At 71.3% G+C, this 23,675-nt stretch carries 19 protein-coding genes; 11 read left to right on the top strand and 8 right to left on the bottom strand.

Annotation, left to right across the window (positions count from 1 at the left end; translation table 11 throughout):
- Window position 1 precedes the first annotated feature (1 nt).
- Complete coding sequence (locus E1264_RS05205) at window positions 2-226, bottom strand: antitoxin (protein ID WP_132170103.1); 225 nt, start codon at window positions 224-226, stop codon at window positions 2-4.
- 118 nt (window positions 227-344) lie between these two features.
- Between E1264_RS05205 and miaA the strand changes: the two genes are divergently transcribed.
- A complete protein-coding gene (miaA, locus tag E1264_RS05200; protein WP_243710761.1) occupies window positions 345-1,235 on the top strand; it encodes a tRNA (adenosine(37)-N6)-dimethylallyltransferase MiaA in 891 nt (296 codons plus the stop codon).
- Between the two features lie 30 nt (window positions 1,236-1,265).
- Window positions 1,266-2,105, top strand: coding sequence for a diaminopimelate epimerase (gene dapF, locus E1264_RS05195; protein ID WP_132170099.1), 840 nt, complete (start codon window positions 1,266-1,268; stop codon window positions 2,103-2,105).
- Between the two features lie 309 nt (window positions 2,106-2,414).
- On the opposite strand, the gene E1264_RS05190 is transcribed toward dapF, so the two are convergent.
- Both E1264_RS05190 and E1264_RS05185 read right to left on the bottom strand, forming a co-directional pair.
- Complete coding sequence (locus tag E1264_RS05190) at window positions 2,415-4,379, bottom strand: sensor histidine kinase (RefSeq protein WP_132170097.1); 1,965 nt, start codon at window positions 4,377-4,379, stop codon at window positions 2,415-2,417.
- Window positions 4,380-4,773: 394 nt separating this feature from the next.
- Window positions 4,774-5,385 (bottom strand): TetR/AcrR family transcriptional regulator, encoded by a 612-nt coding sequence (locus E1264_RS05185; RefSeq protein ID WP_132170095.1) that lies wholly within the window; start codon window positions 5,383-5,385, stop codon window positions 4,774-4,776.
- 101 nt (window positions 5,386-5,486) lie between these two features.
- Here E1264_RS05185 and E1264_RS05180 point away from each other — a divergent pair, with 101 nt between their 5' ends.
- From E1264_RS05180 to E1264_RS05160, 5 genes are all read left to right on the top strand, one after another.
- Window positions 5,487-6,470: a hypothetical protein gene (locus tag E1264_RS05180; protein WP_132170093.1), complete on the top strand. Its 984-nt coding sequence runs from the start codon at window positions 5,487-5,489 to the stop codon at window positions 6,468-6,470.
- Window positions 6,471-6,547: 77 nt separating this feature from the next.
- On the top strand, window positions 6,548-7,537 hold the full coding sequence (locus E1264_RS05175; protein WP_132170091.1) for an ABC transporter permease: 990 nt from the start codon (window positions 6,548-6,550) through the stop codon (window positions 7,535-7,537).
- Complete coding sequence (locus tag E1264_RS05170) at window positions 7,534-8,355, top strand: ABC transporter permease (protein WP_132170089.1); 822 nt, start codon at window positions 7,534-7,536, stop codon at window positions 8,353-8,355. Before E1264_RS05175 ends, E1264_RS05170 begins: the two co-directional genes overlap by 4 nt.
- Window positions 8,352-10,130, top strand: coding sequence for an ABC transporter ATP-binding protein (locus tag E1264_RS05165; protein WP_132170087.1), 1,779 nt, complete (start codon window positions 8,352-8,354; stop codon window positions 10,128-10,130). The genes E1264_RS05170 and E1264_RS05165 overlap by 4 nt, the downstream gene beginning before the upstream one ends.
- Window positions 10,131-10,261: 131 nt before the next feature.
- Window positions 10,262-11,806, top strand: a complete 1,545-nt coding sequence (locus tag E1264_RS05160) for an ABC transporter family substrate-binding protein (protein WP_243710757.1) — start codon at window positions 10,262-10,264, stop codon at window positions 11,804-11,806.
- Between the two features lie 13 nt (window positions 11,807-11,819).
- Here E1264_RS05160 and E1264_RS05155 read toward each other — a convergent pair whose 3' ends face one another.
- From E1264_RS05155 to aceB, 5 genes are all read right to left on the bottom strand, one after another.
- Entirely contained in the window at window positions 11,820-12,551 is a 732-nt protein-coding gene (locus E1264_RS05155) for a hypothetical protein (protein WP_132170083.1), read from the bottom strand.
- Window positions 12,552-12,660: 109 nt separating this feature from the next.
- Window positions 12,661-13,947: a heterodisulfide reductase-related iron-sulfur binding cluster gene (locus tag E1264_RS05150; protein ID WP_132170081.1), complete on the bottom strand. Its 1,287-nt coding sequence runs from the start codon at window positions 13,945-13,947 to the stop codon at window positions 12,661-12,663.
- On the bottom strand, window positions 13,947-15,143 hold the full coding sequence (locus E1264_RS05145) for an FAD-binding oxidoreductase (protein WP_132170079.1): 1,197 nt from the start codon (window positions 15,141-15,143) through the stop codon (window positions 13,947-13,949). The genes E1264_RS05150 and E1264_RS05145 overlap by 1 nt, the downstream gene beginning before the upstream one ends.
- Window positions 15,143-16,591, bottom strand: coding sequence for an FAD-linked oxidase C-terminal domain-containing protein (locus E1264_RS05140; protein WP_132170077.1), 1,449 nt, complete (start codon window positions 16,589-16,591; stop codon window positions 15,143-15,145). The genes E1264_RS05145 and E1264_RS05140 overlap by 1 nt, the downstream gene beginning before the upstream one ends.
- A gap of 100 nt (window positions 16,592-16,691) precedes the next feature.
- Window positions 16,692-18,299: a malate synthase A gene (gene aceB, locus E1264_RS05135; RefSeq protein ID WP_132170075.1), complete on the bottom strand. Its 1,608-nt coding sequence runs from the start codon at window positions 18,297-18,299 to the stop codon at window positions 16,692-16,694.
- 302 nt (window positions 18,300-18,601) lie between these two features.
- On the opposite strand from aceB, the gene hflX reads away from it, so the two are divergent.
- The 4 genes from hflX to E1264_RS44480 all read left to right on the top strand — a co-directional run bounded on the left by hflX (window position 18,602) and on the right by E1264_RS44480 (window position 23,525).
- A complete protein-coding gene (hflX, locus tag E1264_RS05130) occupies window positions 18,602-19,978 on the top strand; it encodes a GTPase HflX (RefSeq protein ID WP_243710760.1) in 1,377 nt (458 codons plus the stop codon).
- A gap of 544 nt (window positions 19,979-20,522) precedes the next feature.
- Window positions 20,523-21,737, top strand: a complete 1,215-nt coding sequence (gene hutI, locus E1264_RS05125; protein ID WP_132170071.1) for an imidazolonepropionase — start codon at window positions 20,523-20,525, stop codon at window positions 21,735-21,737.
- A gap of 27 nt (window positions 21,738-21,764) precedes the next feature.
- On the top strand, window positions 21,765-22,592 hold the full coding sequence (locus tag E1264_RS05120; protein WP_132170069.1) for a DegV family protein: 828 nt from the start codon (window positions 21,765-21,767) through the stop codon (window positions 22,590-22,592).
- A 234-nt stretch (window positions 22,593-22,826) separates the two neighbouring features.
- The gene (locus E1264_RS44480; RefSeq protein ID WP_243710756.1) at window positions 22,827-23,525 is read left to right on the top strand and encodes a ComEA family DNA-binding protein; all 699 of its coding nucleotides are present in this window, start codon (window positions 22,827-22,829) and stop codon (window positions 23,523-23,525) included.
- The last annotated feature ends 150 nt before the right edge of the window (window positions 23,526-23,675 follow it).

The following is a 23,675-nucleotide window of genomic DNA, read 5'->3' as shown; positions in this document are numbered from 1 at the left end:
GCTAGCCGCCCTCGTGGTGGCCGCCCTGTTGCCGGCCGCCCTGCTGCCCGCCGCCTTCGGCGTTGCGGTCGATCTGCTCGCCGGCCTTGTCCTGCGCCTTGTCGATCTTGTCGGAGTACTTGCCGCCCGTACGCTCGTCGATCTTGTCCCCGGCCTTCTCCACGCCCTCGCGGGCCTTGTCGGAGTGCTGCCCGAGCATCTGCTTGACCTTGTCGACGATGGACATTGGTGTATCCCCCCGGATCCCTCGTCTCGTCGGCGGCGGCGCGCGAATCCGCGCGACACCCGTACAACCCGGCTATACCCGTTCTGTTGCCACAATTAAGCCTGTGACCTCACCTGATGTGATCGCCGTCGTCGGCGCCACGGCCGCCGGCAAGTCCGACCTCGCCGTGGAGCTGGCGCTGCGCCTCGGCGGGGAGGCGGTCAACGCCGACTCGATGCAGCTCTACCGCGGCATGGACATCGGCACGGCCAAACTCTCCGCAGACGAGATGCGCGGCGTCCCGCACCACCTCCTGGACGTCTGGGACGTGACCGTCACGGCGAGCGTCGCCGAGTACCAGCGGCTCAGCGCCGACGCGATCGCGGGAATCCGGGAGCGGGACCGGCTGCCGGTCCTCGTCGGCGGCTCCGGCCTGTACGTGCGGGCCGCGCTCGACCATCTGGAGTTCCCGGGGACCGACCCGGCCGTCCGGGCGCGCCTCGAAGGCGAGCTGGCGGAGCTCGGGCCGGGTGCGCTGCACGACCGGCTGCGCGGGCTCGACCCCGCCGCGGCGGAGGCGATCCTGCCCAGCAACGGGCGCCGGATCGTCCGGGCGCTGGAGGTGGTCGAGATATCCGGCCGCCCGTTCAGCGCGACCCTGCCCGAGCACCGGTACCGCTACGGCTCGGTCGTCCAGCTCGGGCTGAGCGTCCCCCGCGACGAGCTGGACGAGCGCATCGCCCTGCGGGTGCAGAGGATGTGGGGCGCGGGGCTCGTCGACGAGGTGCGGGCCCTGGAGAAGCGCGGCCTGCGGGACGGCCTCACCGCCGGGCGCGCCCTCGGCTACGCGCAGGTGCTCAGGTTCCTGGCGGGGGAGTGGACGGAGGAGCGGGCGCGGGAGGAGACCGTCCGGCTGACGCGGCGGTTCGCCCGGCGGCAGGAGTCGTGGTTCCGGCGCGATCCGCGCGTCCAGTGGCTTCCCCACGACGCGTCCGACCTGGTAGAGCGCGCGCTCGCGCTGGTCGGCTGACGCCCAGGGCCGGGGCAATATGATCGGAGGATGCGGTTCGTCAAGGGGCATGGCACCGAGAACGACTTCGTGATCCTGCCCGATCCGGACGGCGCCCTGGACCTCACCCCGGGCGCCGTGGCCCGGCTGTGCGACCGGCGCGCCGGGATCGGCGCCGACGGCGTCCTGCGGGTCGTCCGGACGAAGGCGGCCGATCCCGGGGTGATGCCCGGCGGGGCGTCCTTCGGGGACGCCGAGTGGTTCATGGACTACCGCAACGCCGACGGCAGCCTCGCCGAGATGTGCGGCAACGGCATCCGGGTCTTCGCCCGCTACCTGGTCGACGCGGGCCTCGCCGCGCCCGGCGAGTGGGACGTGGCGACCCGGGCCGGGCTGCGGCGCGTGACGCTCGGCGCGTCCGGGGACGTGAGCGTCGGGATGGGCCGGGCCGACCTCCTCGGCCCCGGCGAGGCGACCCTGGCGGGGACGGTGTTCCAGGGCGAGCGCGTGTCCGTGGGGAATCCGCATCTGGCGTGCCGCGTCGACGGCCCGGTCACGGCGCTGGACCTGTCGCGCGCCCCCGGCTTCGACCCCGCCGCCTTCCCCCAAGGGGTGAACGTCGAGTTCTTCCGCTTCGTCGGGGAGCGGCACGTGGAGATGCGGGTGTACGAGCGCGGCTCCGGCGAGACCCGCTCCTGCGGCACCGGGACGGTCGCGGTCGCCGCGGCCGCCGCCGCGATTCAGGGAACAATCGGGGCATCCGAGACGTCTGACTGGACGGTGGACGTTCCCGGAGGACGGGTCGGCGTCGCCCTCGACGGACAGGCCGCCCGCCTGACGGGTCCGGCGGTCCTGGTCGCCGAGGGTGAGGCATGGCCCGGTTGGATCTGATGGAATCCCCGTCCGACCAGGGGTGAACACGATCCGGCACCGTCCCGGCTCGATCGGGACAAGTGTCCCTCACCAACGGGACCTTCCACCGCATAACTTCTTTCTTGCACACCCTCTGGTGAATGGCCCGTACGGATCGGGATGGGAGCCCCGGTGCCGTACGGAGCCCGAGGGCCGGTGGCGACCTTCTTGGCGGGGGGCGGTCACCGGCCCTCCCACCGGGTGGCATTTCAGCCCGCTGGGGTGGGCTTCAGCGTCAGTGGTGGCGGTTCCGCAAAGAATTCGATCCGTAGGCAGTGTTGACGTCGGCTACGGATGAGCGCCGTTGACAGGGAGTCTGGCGCGGACGAGCGTTCCGCCCTGGGGGCCCGGCCCCACGGTGCAGGATCCGCCGAGTTCCGCCGCGCGTTCCCGCATGGACGACATCCCGACGCCCGAGCGCACCTGTGTGGGCAGCCCGACCCCGTCGTCGTCGACGGTGACGTGCAGATCGCCGTTGAGATGCAGCCGCACCACCGCCGAGCCCGCCTTCGCGTGCCGGTGCACGTTGGTGAGCGCCTCCTGCACGATCCGGTACGCGGCGACCTCGGCGGCGGCGGGCAGGCCCTTCAGGTCGCCGTCCACCCGGACGTCCACCTTCGGGCCGTCGCCGGTGGCGACGACGCCGCCGAGCGCCTGGATCGCGCCCTCCAGCCCCAGGTCGTCCAGCGCGGGCGGGCGCAGCCCGTACACGAGGTCGCGGATGTCGCCGATCGTGCGTCCCATCGTCGCGCGCAGGTTCTCCAGCAGCTCGTCGACCGCCTCCGGGTCGGTCTTCAGCGTGATCCGCGCGGCGTCGACGGTCATCGCGAGGCTCGCCAGCGTCGGGCCGAGCCCGTCGTGCAGGTCGCGGCGCAGCCGCCGCCGCTCCTCCTCGCGCGTGCGCAGGATGCGCTCCCTGGACCGCTGGACGTCCGCGGCCAGCCGCGCCGCGTTCGCCAGCTCGGCCAGGTTGCGGGCCAGGATGCCGGACAGGCGGGCGTCCGGCGTGCGGGTGACGCCGAACAGCAGCCGGCCCACCGGCTCCCCGTGCCAGACGAGCGGGATGAGCTGCGGGCGGTTGCCGAGCACGCCGTCCTCCGCGGAGATCAGCCGGCCGTCGCGGTCCAGGACCTCGATCGTGACGCCGGTGGCGCGCAGGGCCGAGCGCGCCACCTCGGCGGCGACGGCGAGCGCGGCGGCGGCGTCGGCGGCGGTCTGCAGCCGCCGGTTGAGGCGGTCGGCGATGCGGTACGGGTCGCGCTCGCCGTGGATGAACCCGTCCACGGTGCGCTGCAGGCGCCGCCGGACGGGCTCGAAGAAGGCGCCCGCGACGATCGCCCCGGCCAGCCCGGCGAGGGTGCCCTTGCCGTGCGCGAGCAGGCTCGCCGCGCCGACGAGCGCGAAGTAGACGCCGGTGATCACGACGACGAGGCCCGCGTACACCAGCGTCCGGCTGACCACGAGATCGATATCGTAGAGCCGGTACCTGGTGATCGCGATGGCGATGCAGATCGGGACGGCGACGATCGTGATGTTGCGCACCGGGTCCCCGATCGGTCCGTTCTCGCCCGCGTAGATGACCCCCTCGGCGATCACGCCCGGGTACACGACCCAGACGATCTGCCGCCGCACGTCCGGCGCCGCCTGGATGAACCGCACCACCAGCGAGAACAGCGCCGCGGCGAGGGTGGCGACGATGATCACCGTGATGGCCACCGGGATCTCGTCGAAGGGGTAGACCGAGACGCCGTTGTGCCACTCCCGCACGTCCGGGTCGATCGTCAGGTGGACGGTCACGATCACCGGGACGAGGCAGGCGAGGACGAGCACGGGCCGGAACCAGCGCGAGACCAGCCGCCCGTCCGGGAAGATCAGCGGGAGGACGAGGGTAAGGGCGTAGGTGTCAATGACCCAGAGCCAGGTGGCGAGCCACTGGACGAAGCCGGTTCCGGTCCAGTCGCGGAGCTCGAACCAGGGGCCCAGGTTGAGCGACAGGACGTACAGGGAGGCGCTGAACCCGGCGCCCAGCATGAGCCAGGCGACCGTCAGCCCGCGCCGGTGCCGGAGCAGGATCGCGCCGACCGGCGTCCAGGTCAGCGCGACGAGGATCTCCGGATGCCACCAGACCATCCGCCGGCCCTCGGGCAGCCTCGTGCCGAGGTAGAGGGACGCGGCGACGATGAGGACGGCCCCGAGCGCGATCGGGAACGCGACGCGGCCCGCTCCGCGGTCGTGTTCTGCCGTCTCCACCATGTGCTCCTTGGGACCCCAAAAAGGTAATGGAATGCTAAAACTTACAGTTCCCTGAGCTGCAGTCGTAGGGGCGTCCGCCTCAGGACACCGGTGGGGGTTAGGTCGAGATCGTGGCGGTCTCGGTGCACTGGGCGTGTGCCGTGATGGTAACCGCGGAATCGGGCGGTGAGAACGGAAGGCGCAGGTCAGAGTCTCCGGTCAGGGGCGCCGGTCCTCGCTCGCGGGCCCCGCCCGCCGGGCTCCGGCGGGACGCGGTGCAGGCGGCGGCTCTGAACCCGGGCCGGGGCGGGCTCTGGATCGCCGCCGGGTCCTCTCCAGGACGCCGGGTATCCGGGTGACCGAAATGTCATGATTCGGATGCCCAAGGGATGCTTTGGGTCGCTCTGGCGGCGGGTCAGGCCATCAGAGTCAACATGCTGTCGCGGCAGACCGCCCTGATGCCGCGGCGCAGCTCCTCGGGCGAGACGTCCTTGAGGATGAGCCGCTGCAGGACGAAGCCGGGCAGGATCGCGAACAGGGTCTTGCCCGCGGCCACGACGTCGGTGCCGGGCGGGAGCAGCCCCGCGTCGACCAGGCGGCGCAGGTAGCGCGTCCACGTAGCGCGGATGCCGTTGATGTTGCCGGCCATGTACGCGGCGATCTCCTCGTCGTGCATGGCGAGCGCCCACGCGGCGGGAGCGAGCCGGAGCGGGCCGTCGGGACCGGACAGGCTGACGACCCTGGCCGCGAACCGCTCGATCATCTCGTCCACGGGGAGCAGCGGGTCGTTGTCGGCGAGCCGGCCGAAGAACGCGTTGAGGTCGCCGATCACCGCCGAGATGTTGGCCTCGATGATCTCGTTCTTGCTCTTGTAGTACCGGTAGACGGCCCCGGCCGAGAGCCCGGACTCGGCGAAGATGTCCTGCATGGACGTCGCATGGATGCCCTTGCGGATGAAGCAGACGCGGGCGGCGTCCAGGATCTGGCGCCGGCGGCGCTCCAGGTGCTCCTCGCTGACTCTCGGCATGGGCACAATTTAAAACGAACGTTCGTTTCTTGACAAGCTCGGAGGGCGGGTGCGACGCTGACGATGGTTAAGAGAACGGACATTCGTTTTAGGAGGAGTCCATGCGGACCTCCCTCGTCTCGCGCACCGCCGGCATCGCCCTCGCCGCCGCGCTGCTCCAGCTCGTCATGATCATCGCGTTCTCCTGGCCCGCGGCGCGGGTGGCGCCGCGCGACGTCCCGGTCGTCGTGGCCGGTCCGCAGGCCGCCGCCGTCGCCGACCGGCTGGATCGCGAACGGCCCGGCGCGTTCGATGTCCGCACGGAACGCGACGAGGCCGCCGCCCGCGCGGCGCTCGCCGACCGGGAGGCGTACGGCGCCATCGTCACGACCCCGTCCGGCCCGAAGGTCCTCACCGCGTCCGCCGCCTCACCGGTCATCGCCCAGCAACTGGGCGCACTGGCCCAGAACCTCGCCCAGCCCGGGAGCGCGACCGCCGCGCCCGTGGAGGACGTCGTCGCGGCCGACTCCGACGACCCGCGCGGCGCCGGATTCGGGGCGCTCGCGCTGCCGCTGATCATGTCCGGGCTCGCCGCCGCGGTGCTGCTGACGTTCGCGGTTCCCACGGCCGCGTGGCGCGGTGCGGGGGTCGTGCTGTTCGCCGTCCTGGGCGGTCTCGGCGTGGCGGGGATCGCGCAGGGGTGGCTGTCCCTCCTGCCCGGTTCCTACCTCGCGGTCGCCGGGGTGATGTCGCTGACCATCCTGGCCGTGACCGGCACGGTCGTCGGCCTGGCCGCGGCCGTCGGACGGGCCGGGATCGGCGTCGGGGCGCTCACGCTGCTGTTCCTCGGCAACCCGCTGTCGGCCGCCACCTCGGCGCCGGAGATGCTGCCGCAGCCGTGGGGCGAGATCGGCCAGCTCCTTCCGCCCGGTGCCGCGGTGACGCTGCTGCGGTCGACGGCGTTCTTCGATGGGGCGGGCGCCGGTGGGGCGGCGATCGTCCTGGTCGCCTGGGCCGCCGCGGGATTCGCCCTGCTGGCGGTCGGCGGGCTGCGCGGACGGAAGCGGGACGAGACCGCGCCGGAACGCGAACCCGCCATCGCCTGACATCTGCCGTTTTCCCGCGCAGTGTGTGATCGCTCAGTAGCATTCTGTGATTCTCCTGGGTGGTCCGAAGGGAAGACATGGCGGCGTTCCTGCTGCGGCGGCTGGTAACCCGGCTGGTCCTGGCCGTTCTGGCAATGAGCCTCGCCTATGTGCTCGCCGCCGCCGCGCTCGATCCGCGCGCCGGATTGGAAGGAAGGGCGCCCCGTCCGCCCGAGGCCGTGGTCGACGCCCGGCTCACCGCCCTCAACCTGAATGACCGGACGCCTCTGGCGGACCGGTACCTGACCTGGGCGGCGGGCGTCGTCCGCGGTGACTTCGGCCGGACGTGGGACGGCGAAGCGGTCAACGCCGAGTTATGGCGACGGCTCGGGGTGAGCTTCCGGCTGCTGGTCCCGGGTGCCGTCCTAGGGAGCGTCTTGGGCGTTCTTCTGGGCGCTTACGCGGCAGTGCAGCGCGGACGGACGGCCGACAGACTCATCTGCCTCGGCTCGTATCTATTGGTTGCCGTGCCGGTGTTCGTCTCAGCAGTGTTGCTACAGATCGCGGCGAGCAAGGTGAATGGCGTTGGGGGCGTCCGGGTCTTCGTCTGGGTCGGGGAGTCCACGGTCGGTGCGTCCCATGGGGTCCTTGGCGGGCTCGCCGACAGGGCCAGGCATCTGCTGCTGCCGACGGTCACGATCGCGCTCGCACAGCTCGGCGTCTACTGCCGCTACCAGCGCGCCACGATGCTGGACGTTCTGCACGCCGACTACGTGCGCACTGCACGGGCTAGAGGGCTGCGACGTCGTAGCGCGCTCTTGCGGCACGGGCTGCGCACTGCCTTGACTCCGGTGACGACGTATTTCGTCTATGCCTTCGGTGTGCTGCTCCTCGGCGGCATCTACAGCGAGAAGACCTTCGGCTGGCATGGGGCCGGGGAGTGGCTCGTCGACTCCATCGCGCGCGGCGACGTCAACGCGGTCGCGGCGATCGTCTGCGTCGCGGTGTGCGGGGTCGTCCTGGCCGGGCTGATGGCGGACGTTCTGCAGGGGGTACTCGACCCGCGCATCCGGGCGGCCACGGCGTGAGCGTGATCCGGAGCCGGCGGGTCGTCGCCGGGCTCGTCCTGCTGGCCCTGGTGTTCGTGCTGGTGTTCGCCGGGCCGGTCGTGGCGCCGTGGAGCTGGGACGACACGGACTTCGCGGCTTTCCGGGCGGGGCCGTCCGCGGAGCACTGGCTCGGCACGACGGAGAGCGGCCGTGACGTCTTCGCCGTCACCCTGCGCGGAGCGCGGACATCGCTGCTCATCGGCCTCGCCGTCGCGGTGATCTCGACCGGCGTCGCCGCCGTCGTCGGGACCGCCGCCGGATACGCGGGCGGACGCCTCGACCGGACCCTGATGTGGGGCGTCGACCTGCTGCTCGCCCTGCCGCCCTTCCTGATCGTCGTCCTGCTGGCCCCTCGCCTGGACGGGGGCGCGCCCGTGCTCGTGCCGCTGCTCGCCGCGCTCATGTGGATGATCACAGCGCGGATGGTGCGGGCGGTGACCGCCTCGCTGCGCGACCGCGAGTACGTGCTGGCCGCCCGGTTCCTGGGCGTGGGCGCGCCGCGCGTGATCGTCCGGCACGTCCTGCCGCAGCTCGCGTCGCTGCTGGCCGTGGACGCGAGCCTCAATGTCGGCGTCGCGATCGTCGCGGAGAGCGGGCTGTCGTATCTCGGGCTCGGCGTCCGCCCGCCGGACGTGTCGCTCGGCACGTTGATCGCCGACGGACACGGCGCCGCGACCGCCTACCCGCTGCCGTTCGGGTTCGCCGCCGGGCTGCTGGTCCTCATCGTTCTGGCGGTGAACCTGCTGGGCGACGGTCTGCGCGACGTCCTCGACCCCGCCTCGGGAGGTGCTCGTTGACCGTCCTGCGGGTCACGGATCTGACGGTTCGCTACGCGCGGGACGTGCACGCCGTTCGGGACGTGAGTTTCACGGTCGGCGCGGGTGAGGCGCTCGGAATCGTCGGCGAGTCGGGGTCGGGGAAGACGGCCCTCGCGCTCGCGCTGATGGGGCTCCTGCCGGACAGCGCCCACGTGGCCGGGTCGGTGCGGCTGCGCGGCGACGAGCTGACCGGACGGTCTGACGCCGAACTCTCCCGGATACGCGGCAACGACCTGTCGATGATCTTCCAGGATCCGCTGTCGGCGCTCACGCCCGTCCGCACGGTCGGCGACCAGATCGCCGAGACCGTCCTGATCCACTCCAGGGGCACGCGCGCGGTGGCGCGTGCGCGGGCCGTCGAGCTGCTGGAGCTGGTCGGCCTTCCGGGCGCGACTCGGCTGGCCCGCGCGTACCCGCACGAGCTGTCCGGCGGGATGCGGCAGCGCGTGATGATCGCCATGGCGATCGCGAACGAACCCGCCGTGCTGATCGCGGACGAGCCGACGACCGCGCTCGACGCGACCGTCCAGGCGCAGGTCCTGGACGTGCTGCGGGCCGCCCAGGACGCCACCGGCGCGGCGATCGTGCTGATCAGCCATGACATGGGCGTCGTCGCCGGATTCGCCGACCGAGTGATGGTGATGCATGCCGGACGCGCCGTCGAGCAAGGGCCGGTGGAGCGTATCTACCGGCGGCCGGTCACGCCCTACACGGCGGCCCTGCTGCGGTCGGTTCCGCGTATCGGGGAGCCGTCTGTTCCTAGGGCGGGGGTTGAGCGCTCTAGGCGACCCGTTGTGCTGGAGGTGGACGGTCTCGTCCGCCACTACCCGCTCTACAAGGGCTCCTTGCTGCGCCGCCGGGCCGGGACGATCCGGGCCTTGGACGGTGTCGGCTTCGACGTCCGCGAGGGCGAGACCCTAGCGCTGGTGGGCGAATCGGGAAGCGGCAAGACCACGACCCTGATGGAGATCCTGCGGCTGCGGCTGTCGAGCCCGCAGGGTGGGCGCGATGTCCAGGTCGTGTTTCAGGACCCGTACGCGTCCCTCAATCCGCGAATGCGTGTGGCATCCATCCTTGCCGAACCGCTGACCACGCATGGTGTGGCGACGTCCAGGGTCGGTGGACGCGTCGAAGAGCTACTGGAAATGGTGGGGCTGGGGCCTGAGCATGCTCGGCGATTCCCGCACGGTCTCTCAGGCGGGGAGGCGCAGCGCGTGGGCATCGCCAGAGCCTTGGCGTTGGAGCCGCGTCTACTGCTCCTGGACGAGCCATTAGCGGCCTTGGACGTGTCAGTTCAGGCCGATGTCATGGCGCTGCTGGAGAAACTGCGTGAGCGGCTCGGTCTGGCTTACCTGTTCGTCGCACATGACTTGGCCGTCGTCCACCGAATCGCGGATCGGGTCGCCGTCATGTATATGGGCCGGATCGTGGAGATCGGTTCGGTGGTGGACGTCTACGGCGCCCCAGCCCACCCGTACACGCGCGCGCTGCTCGATGCGGTCCCGTTGCCGGATCCGGTTCTGGAGCGGCGTCGCCGGCCTGTCCTTCTCCAGGGAGAACCGCCTGACCCGGCGTCTCCTTCTCCTGGATGCCGATTCCGTTCCCGGTGTCCGCGCTACGCCACGCTGACCGCCGTCGGCAGGCGTCTGTGCGAGGAACACGAACCGGTGTCCCGTCCGCTGCGGCCAGGGGACGACGCCGATCAGGCGGTCGCCTGCCACCACCCACTTGTCGAAGCTAAGGCCCGACCATGAAACGCGTCCTCGTTTGCGTCATGTTGTTGCTGGCCGTGGGTGGCTGCAGTGCGACGGGGGAGTCGTTCAGCCAAACGGCGTCCGGTCGGCTGCCAGCGTCCGATGTCAATCCGACCCCGCGTGACCGTGTCATGGACGGAGGGACGCTTCGCTGGCCACTGCCGGAGTTCCCAACCCAATGGAACTTCAACCACGTCAACGGCACCAAGGGAGCGGTTGAGCACGTCATTCAGGGCGTCCTGCCGTATTTGATGCGGCCCGACGCGAAGGCCGTGCCGCGTCCCGTCCCCGAATATCTCCGGTCGGCGACGTTGAGGCGCACGAAGCACGGTCAGACGGTCATCTACCGGCTCAACCCGAAGGCCAAGTGGTCGGACGGCCGACCCATCGGACGAGCCGACTTCGTCGCGCAGGCGCACGCGCTCTCTGGACGTGACACGCGATACGAGGTCTCCACCATCACCGGCTACAGCCGAATCAAGCGCATCCAACAAGGTGCAGACGCACACACCGTAAAAGTGACTTTCGACGGGACGTATGCGGATTGGCGCAGCCTGTTCAGCCCGCTCTACCCGGCCACCGCCTACTCCACGCCACGCGCGTTCAACACCGGCTGGTTGAATCGCCTGCCTGTCACGTCTGGCCCGTTCAAGATCCAGGGAATCGACCGGACGGCCAAGACCCTCACCGTCGTCCGCGACCCCGCCTGGTGGGGCGCTCCCGCCAAACTCGACCGGATCGTCTACCGCGCCATGGACACCAGCGCGATGCCCGGCGCGTTCGCCAACGACGAGATCGACCTGATGGACATCGGCCTCGACGCGGGCGCCCTGAAACGCGTCCAGGAAATTCCAGGGGCCGCAATACGCCGGGCGGGCGGTCCGGACTGGCGGCATTTCACGCTCAACGCGACAAGCCCCGTCCTGTCCGACGTGCGGGTGCGGCGGGCCGTCATGCTCGGCATCGACCGTCGCACCATCGCCAGAGCCGACCTTTCCGGGCTCGGGGTGCCCGTACAGACGCTCGGCAACCATTTCTACGTCAACACCCAGGACGGCTACCAGGACAACTCCGGGGACCTCGGAAGATATGACCCGGCCCGCGCCAGACAACTCCTGGACGAGGCAGGCTGGAAGCTCCCACCAGGTCAGGGCAAGTACCGGACCAAAGCAGGACGGACGCTTTCCCTGCGCTTCGTCGTCCCGTCCGGAGTTCCGATCGGCAAACGGGAAGGGGAACTGACCCGCGCCCTGCTCGAACGCGTCGGTATCCGCGTGGACATCGTTCCGGTGCCCGCCGACGACGCGTTCGACCGGTACGTCGCGCCCGGGAACTTCGACATCGTCCCGTTCTCCTGGCTCGGCACGCCCTTCCCGGTGTCGCCCATGCAGGCGGTCTTCGCCCGCCCCCACGGCGACCGCGTCCAGCAGAATTTCTCCCGTATCGGCACAGTGGCCATAGACGCCGCCATGGATCGCGCCATTGCCGAGGTCGACCCTGGGAGAATTCACGCTCTCGTGAACAGAACCGATCGGCTCATCTGGCAACAAGCATCGGTCCTGCCGCTGTACCAGCGTCCCCAGCTCGTCGCCACCCGCGCGGGATTGGCCAACATGGGCGCTTGCGGCTTCTTCGAGCCCGCCTACCAGGACATCGGGTTCACGACACCCCGATAATCCAAGACCACGCTCAAGGAAACGCGAGCTGGACGCCCTTGCGGTCGTTGGTGAACCGCGCGTTCCACACGTACAGCCGCAGGTCGCCGGTGGAGATGTCCGCGTCGACCGGCAGCTCGGTGGCGATCCGCACCACGTACGAGGCGCCCGCCGGGATCATCAGGCTGCCGTTCTCGTCGACGGGCGCCTTCGCCCCGCCGACCCGGGCGGTGATCATGCTCTTGTTCGGGAGGGTGCACATGTCGTCCGGGATGCCGGGCTGCGGCATGCACCGCTCCCGCGTGGACGCCGGGACCTGCGCCTCCGGCAGGAACAGATCGGCCGGATAGTCCAGCAGGACGGGCCGCCGCTGGCTGTTGGTGAGGACGTAGTCGGCGTAGGCGTACGTCGTGCCGGACGGCGGCGCCCCGGTGCCGCCGAGCGGCCGCCTGTCCGTCCCCGCCCTGACGGCGGCGAGGCTGTAGCCGTAGCCCTCCGGCGTCATGAAGCCGATCGGGGGACCGGCCCTCGGGGCGGGCACGGACGGGCCCTGCGCCCCCGCGTCGCCGCCCTGACCGGCGGACGCCGGACGGGCGGGATCCCCGCCGGAGTCCCCGTCCGGCCGGAGGACGACGATCCCGGCGGCCACGGCGGCGATGCCCACGGCTCCGGCGAGGGCCCCGGCGAGCCCGAGCCTTCCCGCCTTGCCCTTCTTTCTCCGGCGGTGCGAGCGGTGCGAACGGTTCGGTCGATAGCTGGTGGCCATGGTCTGCGTGCTCCCTCGGGCCCGTTCAGGGGCTCAGTAAGCGCGTCCTGTCTCAAGCAGTCAGACACGATACCGGACGACCAGATCGGCGATGCGCCAGGTCAGGAGCTTACGAATCGCGTGTGAGAAGGGCGTCGCGACCGAGGCCCCGCAGGGAGGCGTCCAGCACCTGCGCGGTGTGCGCCACGGCGATGCCGGCGCCGCGCCGCCGCAGCGCGGTGGCGATCTGCATGGAGCAGCCGGGGTTGGCGGCGACCAGTAGTTCGGCCCGGGTGGCGTCCACGTTCACCGCCTTGCGGTCGCCGAGCTCTCCGGCGGCCTCCGGCTGGAACAGGTTGTAGGTCCCGGCGGAGCCGCAGCAGATCTCCGGTTCGGCGATCTCGCGGACGGTCAGCTCGGGGATCGCGGCGAGCAGCTCCCGCGGCTGGCTGCGGATCCCCTGCGCGTGCGCCAGGTGGCATGCGTCGTGGTAGGCGACGGTGACCGGAACGGGTTCTCGTTTCGCGCGCGGCCCGAGATCGGCGAGGAACTCCGCGAAGTCGCGGGTCTTGGCCGACAGCGCGTCAGCGCGTCCCGACCAGGCCGGGTCGTCGGCGAGCAGCGCCCGGTACTCCTTCATCGCCGACCCGCAGCCCGCGGAGTTCACCACGATGACGTCGACGGCCTCGAACATCCGGATCGTCCGGCGGGCGAAGGCGCGGGCCTCGTCCTCGCGGCCGGAGTGCATGGACAGCGCGCCGCAGCACCCCTGCTCCTTGGGGATGACGACGTCGCAGCCCTCCAGCGCCAGGACGCGCGCCGTGGCCGCGTTCACGCCGGGGAAGAACTCGGCCTGCACGCAGCCGGTCAGCATCCCGACCGTCGCCCGCCGCTCACCACGCGCCGCGACCCGTTCGGGCAGTTTCGATGCCCTGCCCAGGGGCGGGGCAAGCCGTTCCATCGCGGCCACAGAGGGGGAGATGCGTTCCAGAAGGCCACTACGCCGGACGAGCCGTTCCAGACCCGATTTCTGGTAGGCGCGCAAGGGCCCGCGTAGTGCACGGAGCCGCCGCCTGTAGGGGAACAACTGGAAGACCAGTTCCCGAATGGCACGTTCCTTCAGCGAACGAGGGTGCTCACGCTCGACGTCGGCGCGGGTCATCTCGATGAGCCGGTCGTACTGCACGCCGGACGGGCAGGACGTCACGCACGCCATGCAGCCCAGGCAGCGGTCGAAATGCTCCACCATCGCGTCGCTGAGCGGGGCTCCGTCCACATGCTGCTGCATGAGATGGATGCGGCCCCTGGGGGAGTCCATCTCCTCGCCCCACAGGACGTACGTCGGGCATGTAGGCAGGCAGAAACCGCAGTGCACGCAGTCGCTCAGCAGATTCGGGAGGTCGTCCTCTGCGCCCATCAGATTCCTCCCACGAAGCGGCCCGGGGACAGCCGGTGATCCGGGTCGAACTGGTCCTTCACGCGCCGCATGAGCGCGAGCGCCGGAACCGGGCCCCACAGGTCGATCTCGCTTCGCACCTCCTCCGGCGTGTAGCGGACGACGGCGCCGCCACGGTGCCGGCCTAGGGCGTTCCGTAGCCGTCCTAGGACGTCGGCCACCTCGTCCGGTGTCGACTCTGACGGAAGACCGACGTAGCCGTGCCCGCTTCCACTCCAGGCTACTGCGGTGTCCGGGCCGAGCAGGGCGAGGAGGTCGCGGAGGGCGGGCGGCGGGGCGCTGATGTCGATGAGCGTTGAGCCGTCCGGGTAGCGTCCCCAGCCGTCCGGTGCGGTTTCCGTGATTTCGGCGTTCTCGCCTAGCAGATCCGCAGTCTGCCGAGCACGTGCGGCGACACCGTCCGGGACGCCTTCCAGAAGGACCGCGACCGTTCCCGGGCCTATGTACTCCACCGCGCTCGGCGCCACCGCACAGTGAAGGACGGTCTGGACGGCGTCATGCGCGTCCTCCGGCCCGCTCACAGCGCAGACCACATAGGCGGTGGCGGCGGGCACGGGATGCAGGCGGAACGTCGCGTCCACGATGAGGCCGAGGGTGCCGAACGAGCCGGAGAAGAGCCGTCCCAGGTCATACCCGGCGACGTTCTTGACGACCTTCCCGCCCGACCGCGCGATCTGGCCGTCCGCCCGGACGATCGTCAACCCGATGACCAGGCTCCGAGGCGTTCCGTAGAGCGAACGAAGCGGGCCCGCAGCGCCCGTGGCGATGGTGCCGCCGACAGTGGAACCGGGCACGGGAACGTCTAGAGCGAGCCGCTGACCGCGTTCTGCGAGCTTCTCGGCGAGCCGCTCCATCGGCAGCCCCGCCTCTGCCTTCGCCACAAGGTCCCCTGCGGCATGTTCGATGAGACCGTCCAGCCGGTGGGTGTCGACCAGCAGATCGCACCGTTCCGGGGGCGCGCCCCAGTCGAGGCGGGTTTCGGCCCCACGCGGGACGACCGCCAGCCCGTTCTCGGCCGCGACGCGCATGACCTCCGCGGCCTCGTTCACGCTTTCCGGCGCCGCGACCAAGGCGGGCTCCACACCGAGCACACCCTCCGCGGGCTCACCGGGCCGTACGTCGCCGCAGACCTTCGCCAGGGCGTCCAGGGGCCGCATTAGAAGAGGTCCGCCTTTCCCTCGTACGGGTGGGCGCCCCGGCGCACGCCAGGCACTTCGCCGCACAGGCGCGGCGTCGGGAACACCTTGCCGGGGTTGCACAGCCCATCAGGGTCGAAGCCGCAGCGGACCATCTGCATCGTGTCCAGATCGGCGTCGGTGAACATGCGCGGCATGTAGCGGGACTTGTCCACCCCCACGCCGTGCTCGCCGGTGATGGAACCGCCGTGCTCGATGCACAGATCGAGGATCGCGCCCGACACCGCCTCCGCGCGCTCCTCCGCGCCCGGCTCGGCGTCGTCGAACAGCACCAGCGGATGCAGGTTGCCGTCGCCCGCGTGGAACACGTTCGCGACCCGCACGCCCGACTCGGCCGACAGCGCGTCGATGCTCGCCAGCACCTGCGGGAGCGAGGTCCGGGGGATGACGCCGTCCTGGACGATGTAGGCCGGGCTGATCCGGCCGACCGCGGCGAACGCCGACTTGCGCCCCTTCCAGATCAGGGCCCGCTCCTCGTCGTCGGCGGCGATGCGGATCTCGAACGCGCCCGCGTCCCGGCACAGCCGCTCGACCTCGGCGAACTGCGCCGCGACCTCCGGCTCGGGGCCGTCCAGCTCGACGATCAGCACCGCGCCCGCGCCCGGCGGGTACTCGCAGCGCACCGCCGCCTCCGCCGCCTCGATCGACAGCGCGTCCATCATCTCGATCGCCGCCGGGACGACGCCCGCGCCGATGATCGCCGACACCGCGCCGCCGCCCGCCTCGATCGACCCGAACGCCGCCAGCAGCGTCTGCACCGTCTCCGGCACCCGCGTCAGCCGCACGGTGATCTTGGTGGTGATGCCGAGCGTGCCCTCCGCGCCGACGAACACGCCCAGCAGGTCGTAGCCCGGGCCGTCCGCCGGCAGCTCGACGATCTCGCCGTCCGGCGTGACGACCTCGCAGGACAGCACGTGATGCGCGGTGAACCCGTACTTCAGGCAGTGCGCCCCGCCCGAGTTCTCCGCGACGTTCCCGCCGACCGAGCAGATCTGCTGGCTGGACGGGTCGGGCGCGAAGTAGTACCCGTGCGGCCGGACGGCCCGCGTCACGTCCAGGTTGATCACGCCGGGCTCCACCACGGCCCGCTGACCCGGAATGTCGATCTCCAGGATCCGGCGCATCCGCGACGTGACGATCAGCACGCCGTCCGCGCGGGGGAGCGCCCCGCCGGACAGGCCCGTCCCGGACCCGCGCGCCACGTACGGCACCCCGGCCGCCGCGCACTCGCGCACGACGGCCGCGATCTGCTCGGCGGTGTCGGGCAGCACGACGATCGCGGGCGTCGACCGGTGGTTGGTCAGGCCGTCGCACTCGTACGTCCGCAGCCGCACCGGATCGGTGATCACCCGCCCGGCGCCGAGCAGCCCTTCCAGCCGCGCGCCGAGCACCGCGAGTCCCGCGTCCATCACTCCACCTTCCTCCGCCCCCGCGCCGGCCGCAAGATCGGTGGGGGCGCCGATCAGCGGGGCCACCGGTCGCGAACCGGGGCGGCCGCCGGTGGGCGGATCAGGGGAACCGCTGGTAGGCGGGGGTGGTGAGGAACTCGGAGTACTCGTCGGCGAGGGTGACGTCCTTGAAGAGCGCCACGGCCTGGTCGTAGCGGGGCTCGTTGTACGCCTGCCCCAGCTCCTGCCGGATCTTGGCGAGCTCCTCGTCCAGCAGCTCCGCGACCCACTCCTTCGTGATCTTCCTCCCCTCGGCGGTGGAGACGCCGTTGTAGATCCACTGCCAGACCTGGGAGCGGGATATCTCGGCGGTCGCCGCGTCCTCCATCAGGTTGTGGATCGCGACCGCGCCCGCGCCGTCCAGCCAGGTCGCGAGGTAGCGCAGCGCCACGTCGATGTTGTTGCGCAGGCCCGCCTCGGTGATCTCGCCCGGGGTGGCCTTGATGTTCAGCAGGTCGGCGGCCGACACCTGGACGTCCTCGCGCAGCCGGTCGCGCTGGTTCGGCTTGTCGCCGAGGACGCCGTCGAAGACCTCCCGGCACACCGGGACGAGGTCAGGGTGCGCGACCCACGAGCCGTCGAAGCCGTCGCCGGACTCGCGGGTCTTGTCGGCCCGGACCTTCTCCAGCGCGACCTTGTTGACCGCCTCGTCGCGGCGGGACGGGATGAACGCCGCCATCCCGCCGATCGCGTGCGCGCCGCGCTTGTGGCACGTCCGGACGAGCAGCTCGGTGTAGGCCCGCATGAACGGCGCGGTCATCGTGATCGCGTTCCGCTCCGGGAGGATGAATTCGGTGCCCCGGTCCCGGAACTTCTTGATCACGGAGAACAGGTAGTCCCAGCGGCCGGCGTTCAGGCCCGCGGAGTGGTCGCGCAGCTCGTAGAGGATCTCCTCCATCTCGAACGCGGCCGGGATCGTCTCGATCAGGACGGTCGCGCGGATCGTGCCGCGCGGGACGTCCAGGGCGTCCTGGGCGAGGTTGAACGCGTCGTTCCAGAGCCGCGCCTCAAGGTGGCTCTCCATCTTCGGCAGGTAGAAGTACGGGCCCTCGCCCTTGGCGAGCTGCCTGCGCGCGCAGTGGAAGAAGTAGAGGCCGAAGTCGAACAGCGACCCGGACATCGGCTTGCCGTCGACGATGAGGTGCTTCTCCTCCATGTGCCAGCCGCGCGGCCGGACGACGATGGTCGCGAGCTCGGCGTCGTCCTTGAGCGCGTAGGACTTGCCGCTCTTCTCGTCGGTGAAGTCGATAGTGCGGTCGAGCGCGTCCCGCAGGTTGAGCTGCCCCTCGATCATGTTGTCCCAGAGCGGGGTGTTGGCGTCCTCGAAGTCGGCCAGCCACACCTTCGCGCCGGAGTTCAGCGCGTTGATCGTCATCTTGCGGTCCGTGGGGCCGGTGATCTCGACGCGGCGGTCCTCCAGGCCGGGGGCGGGGTCGGCGACGCGCCAGGAGTCGTCCTCGCGGACGTTCGCGGTCTCGGGCAGGAAGTCGAGCGTGCCGCCCGCGGAGAGGGCGCGCTGGCGCTCGGCGCGGGCCGCCAGAAGCTCCTCGCGACGTGCGCCGAGCGCGCGCTGCAGGGAGGCGAGCAGGCCGAGCGCCTCGGGGGTCAGGATCTCCTCGTAACGCTCGCCGAGGGGTCCGGTGACCTCGATGCCGTCAAGTCCAGCCATCTGCCTGCCCTTCCCGTGATTTCGTCTAGCGAAATTTGTCTTTTGTTGTGTGGAGAACGCTACTCCGCGGTGCCGAGCCCGGTCAAAGCGGGGCCTGCCCCAGGGCCCGTCCCGGTGCTTGCCCCAGATGGCGCGGATAACCGCGTGACCACCGGGGAAGGTGCGTGAGACGATCGGCGGGAAGACACGGCCGCACCGCGGCGTTGCACAGAGGACATATGACTCAGCCTTTCTCTGCAGACCAGACCAAGCTCGACGCCTTCGACGCCCTCGATTCCCGGGACGAAGCCGAGTACGAGCCCATGACAGGCGAACTCGACCTTGAAGACCGCCGGGCACTGCGCCGCGTCGCGGGCCTGTCCACCGAACTGACCGACGTCACCGAGGTCGAGTACCGCGCGCTCCGGCTGGAGCGGGTCGTCCTCGTCGGCGTGTGGACGGACGGCACCGCCGAGGCCGCCGAGAACTCCATGCGCGAGCTGGCGCTCCTCGCCGAGACCGCGGGCTCCCAGGTGCTGGAGGGCCTCGTCCAGCGGCGCAACCGCCCCGACCCGGCCACCTACATCGGCTCCGGCAAGGCCGCCGAGCTGCGCGACATCGTCATCGCCACCGGCGCCGACACCGTCATCTGCGACGGCGAGCTGGCCCCGAGCCAGCTCCGGCACCTGGAGGAGACCGTCCAGGTCAAGGTCATCGACCGGACCGCCCTGATCCTCGACATCTTCGCCCAGCACGCCAAGAGCCGCGAGGGCAAGGCGCAGGTCGAGCTCGCGCAGCTCGACTACCTGCTGCCGCGGCTGCGCGGCTGGGGCGGCAACCTGTCCCGGCAGGTCGGCGGCCGCGCCGCCGGCGGCGTCGGGATCGGTGGCCGCGGCCCCGGTGAGACCAAGATCGAGCTGGACCGGCGGCGGATCCGCACCCGGATGGCCAAGCTGCGCCGGCAGATCGCCGAGATGTCCAAGTCGCGCGACACCAAGCGCGGCGAGCGGCGCCGCCACGCGGTGCCCGCCGTCGCCATCGCCGGCTACACCAACGCGGGCAAGTCGTCCCTGCTCAACCGGCTCACCGGCGCCGGGGTGCTGGTGGAGAACGCGCTGTTCGCCACCCTCGACCCGACCGTCCGGCGCGCCGAGACGCCCGGCGGCCGCGCCTACACCCTCGCCGACACCGTCGGGTTCGTCCGGCATCTGCCGCACCAGCTCGTCGAGGCGTTCCGCTCGACGCTGGAGGAGGTCACCGACGCCGGGCTGGTCCTGCACGTCGTGGACGGGTCCGACCCGGCCCCCGAGGCGCAGCTCGACGCCGTCCGCGAGGTGCTCCGGGAGATCGACGCCGACGGGATCCCCGAGATCGTCGTGATCAACAAGGCGGACGCCGCCGACGAGCTCGCGATCGCCCGCCTCCAGCGGCGGGAGCCGCACAGCGTCGTCGTGTCCGCCCGCACCGGGTTCGGCATCGAGGAGCTGCGCGCCGCCATCGAGGCCGACCTGCCCGGGCTGGAGAGCGAGCTGCACGTCGTGGTGCCGTACGAGCGCGGCGACCTGGTCGCGCAGGTGCACGAGCGCGGCGAGGTGCTCAAGCAGGAGCACCTGGCGGAGGGCACGATGCTCCACGCCAGGATGCCGGCGGACCTCGCCGGGGAACTGTCCCGCTACGAAACCGTGGCGCCGACCGCATGACAACCGGGCGGGCCCGGGCTCCGAAGCCCGGGCCCCGCCCCAGGCCGGGAGGGTTCCGGGCGCGGCGACGGGTTTCGGTCCTGCCCGCTAGGGCGTTTGGAGGCGGCTGGAAGTCGTCCCCCGGTTCATCCTGGTCGCCGAACGGTGACAGCTTTCCCAATCCGCTTGACGGTCCGGTTGAAATCCGTACGGTCGTAGAGCTAAGGGGCGGGGTGATGGCTGTCGATGCGCTGCGATCAGAGGTTGTCGGACGGGCCTTCAGTGCACTACCGTGACGAAACCGATATCTCCGGTCTCGTTGCCATTGGTGGTCGTCCGGCCACCCGACCCACCGACGGTGAGTCGCCGGCATCCAGTCGGCGTTTCGGATCGAGAGCAGGTGGCCCACGCATGACAGGTCCAGCGCGAGATCGAGAGCAAGTGGCCCGCCCCACACGCACGGCAGGCCCGACCATGGGAAAGAGGGCAGGCGGCCCGCACCATCGCCACACGTCGCCCGGTTCCGCGCTGAAGCGCGCCATGCCCCACCCAGGTCGGTGACCCTATGACCGTACGGCTGTTGACGAACATCGGCAGGCTCTGGACGGGCACCGACGTCTGCAGCAACGCGGCCGTGCTCATCCACGACGACCGCATCGTCTGGGCCGGGCCCGCGTCCGACCTGCCGCAGCGCGTCCCCGGCATCATCGACGACATCGTCGACGTCGACCACGTGGAGAACCTCGGCGGCGGCCTGGTCACCCCAGGGCTCATCGACGCGCACTCCCACCCCGTCTACGCGGGCAACCGGTGGGCCGAACTCGCCATGCGCACCAGTGGATCGTCCCACTCCGCCATCACCGCGGCGGGCGGCGGCGTCAACTCCACCGTGACCGTCACCCGGGGAACCGACCCCTGGACGCTCTGCAACGGCGTCCGCGAACGGCTCCGCCAGTGGATCCTCGCCGGGACGACCACCGTCGAGGCCAAGACCGGCTACCACCTCACCCGCGACGGCGAACTCGCCGACATCCGGATGCTGCGCTCGCTCGAAGGCGAACCGGCCATGCCGCGCATCCACGCCACGTTCCTCGCCGCGCACATCCTGCCGCCCGAGTTCTTCGGCCGCCGCCGCGACTACATCGAGGCCGTCCGCCTGTGGGCGGGCGACGCCGCCGTCGCCGGGGCCGACTCCATCGACGTCTACTGCGACGAGGGCCACTTCACCGCCGAAGAGGCCCGCGCCCTCCTGCTCACCGGCAAGCGCGCCGGGCTCAAGGCGCGGATGCACGCCTGCGCCAACGAGCGCGTCGGCGCCGCGCAGGTCGCCGCCGAAGTCGGCTGCGCGTCCGCCGACCTGCTCACCCAGGCCAACGACGACGACATCAAGGCCCTCGCCCACGCCGGCGTCACCGCCACCGTCTGCCCCGGCAGCTCCCTGAACAGCAGCCGCGCGCCCGCGCCCGTCCGGCAGATGCTCGACCGCGGCGTCACCGTCGCGCTCGGCACCGACCACAACCCCGGGCAGTGCGGCATCACGTCGATGCCCCTCGTCATCGGGCTGTCCGTCGCGATGTTCGGACTCAGCGTCACCGAGGCTCTGCGCGCCGCCACCCTCGGCGGCGCCGCGGCCCTCCGCGTCGGCGACCGAGGCTCCCTCGCGCCCGGCATGCTCGCCGACATCGTCCTGTGGGACGCCGACCACGAGGGCGCGTTCGCCTGGGCGTTCGGCCTCCGCGCCCTGCGCATCTGGCGCGGCGGCGTGCCCGTCCAGCCCTGACGCGTTCTCCGCGGGTAGCGTCCCTTCATGGGCAGCGGCGTCGCGGTCGTCACGGACTCCACCGCCCACCTACCGCGGGGCCTCGCCGAGCGTTGCGCGCTGACCGTCGTTCCCCTGCAGATCGCCGTCGGCGGCGCCACCCGGGACGACATCAGCACCGGCGAGGCCGCCCATGAGCTGAACATCACGACGTCCCGTCCGTCCCCAACGCGCTTCGCGGACGCCTACAGGGCCGCCGCGGACGCGGGCGCCAGCGAAGTCGTCTCCGTTCACCTGTCCGCCGCCATGTCCGGGACAGTAGAGGCGGCACGGCTCGCCGCCGACGACGCACCCGTCCCCGTAAGGGTCGTCGACAGCGGAACCATCGGCATGGCCCTCGGCTTCGCCGTTCTCTCAGCGGCGGCCACCGCCCTGTCCGGCGGCACAGGCGAGCAGGCCGCGGACGCCGCCCTACGCCGGGCCAGGCTCACCCGGACGCTCCTGTACGTCGACACCCTTGAGCATCTACACCGCAGCGGACGGATCGGCGCCGCGGCCACACTGCTCGGCTCGGCGCTCATGGTGAAGCCCCTCCTGGACATCGCGGACGGCCGCATAGAAGCGCTGGAGAAGGTCCGGACCGCCACACGCGCCCTGGCGCGGCTGGAGGAACTGGCGGTCACCGAGGCCCGTGACCGCCGGGTCGACCTCGGCGTCCAGCACCTCGCCGCCCCGTCCCGCGCCGATTCCCTGGCCGCCCGCCTCCGCGACCGCATACCGGACGTCGAGGACGTCCACGTAGGCGAGGTAGGCCCGGTCATAGGCGCCCACGTAGGCCCCGGCATGCTGGCGGTGGTCGTGGCCCCCCACCTCTGAACCGGAGTTCGCCGGTCGCGCACCATGGCAGCCGTGCCCTCCACCGTCCAGCCGGGGACCGCAAGGACAGCAGCCTCCCGGCCGCGAGGCTCGAGCGCGTCCCGCTCCAGCTCACACCCCCTGGCGACTCTGCTGAGGTCTGCGCCCGCCGCCCCGACATCAGCTGACGGAGAGTTATCCACAGTTCCCGGAGCGTGCGCGCCAGCCCCTGAGCCCCGCCTACCGTCGGGCGATATGAACACCGACACGCGGGACCGGCTGTACTCCCTGATGGGCCGGCTGCGTCCTCCCGAGACGCCGCCGTCGGCCCGGTTACGCGCGGGTCCCGACCGGTCGAACATCCGCATCCTCGTCCTCATCTGCGTGGTCGCCGCCGTCGTGGCCGCCGGATACCTGTGGATGGCCCGGCCGCGCCCGCGGCCCTCCGCCGGGCCGCTCCCAAGCGCCACCCTCGCCGACGTCCGGCCCGCCGTGCCCGCGACCCCGGCGGCCGGCTCCACGGTGGTCGTGCACGTCCTCGGCAAGGTCAGGCACCCAGGAGTGATCACCTTGCCGTCCGGCTCCCGGGTCGCCCAGGCGATCAAGGCCGCAGGCGGCGTGCGCCCCGGCACGAAGACCGGCACCCTCAACCTCGCCCGGAAACTGGTGGACGGCGAACAGATCGCGGTGGGCGTCCGCAGCCCCGCGGCCGTCGCCGGCGCCCCGTCTCCGCCCCCATCAGGCGGTTCCGCAGCGCCCGCCGCCCCACTCGATCTCAACACCGCCACGGCCGAGCAACTGGACGATCTCCCCGGCGTCGGTCCAGTCCTCGCGCAGCGGATCGTCGACTACCGCACCCGGCACGGCGCGTTCCGCTCGATCGAACAGCTCCGGGACGTCAGCGGCATCGGCGCCCGCCGCTTCGCCGACCTGAAGCCGATGGTCCGCGTATGACCCAAGACCTCCGCCTGCTCGCCCCCGCACTCGCCACCTGGATCACGGCCGCCGTGACCATAGGTCTCCCGACGCTCCTCACTTACATCCTCGCCACCGCAACGGCCCTGACAGCCCTCTACCTCCTCATAAGAAGCCGGCGCACTCCCC

The organism is Actinomadura sp. KC216, assembly GCF_004348535.1.
Taxonomy (GTDB): domain Bacteria; phylum Actinomycetota; class Actinomycetes; order Streptosporangiales; family Streptosporangiaceae; genus Spirillospora.
This window is presented reverse-complemented; position numbering and strand designations above follow the sequence as displayed.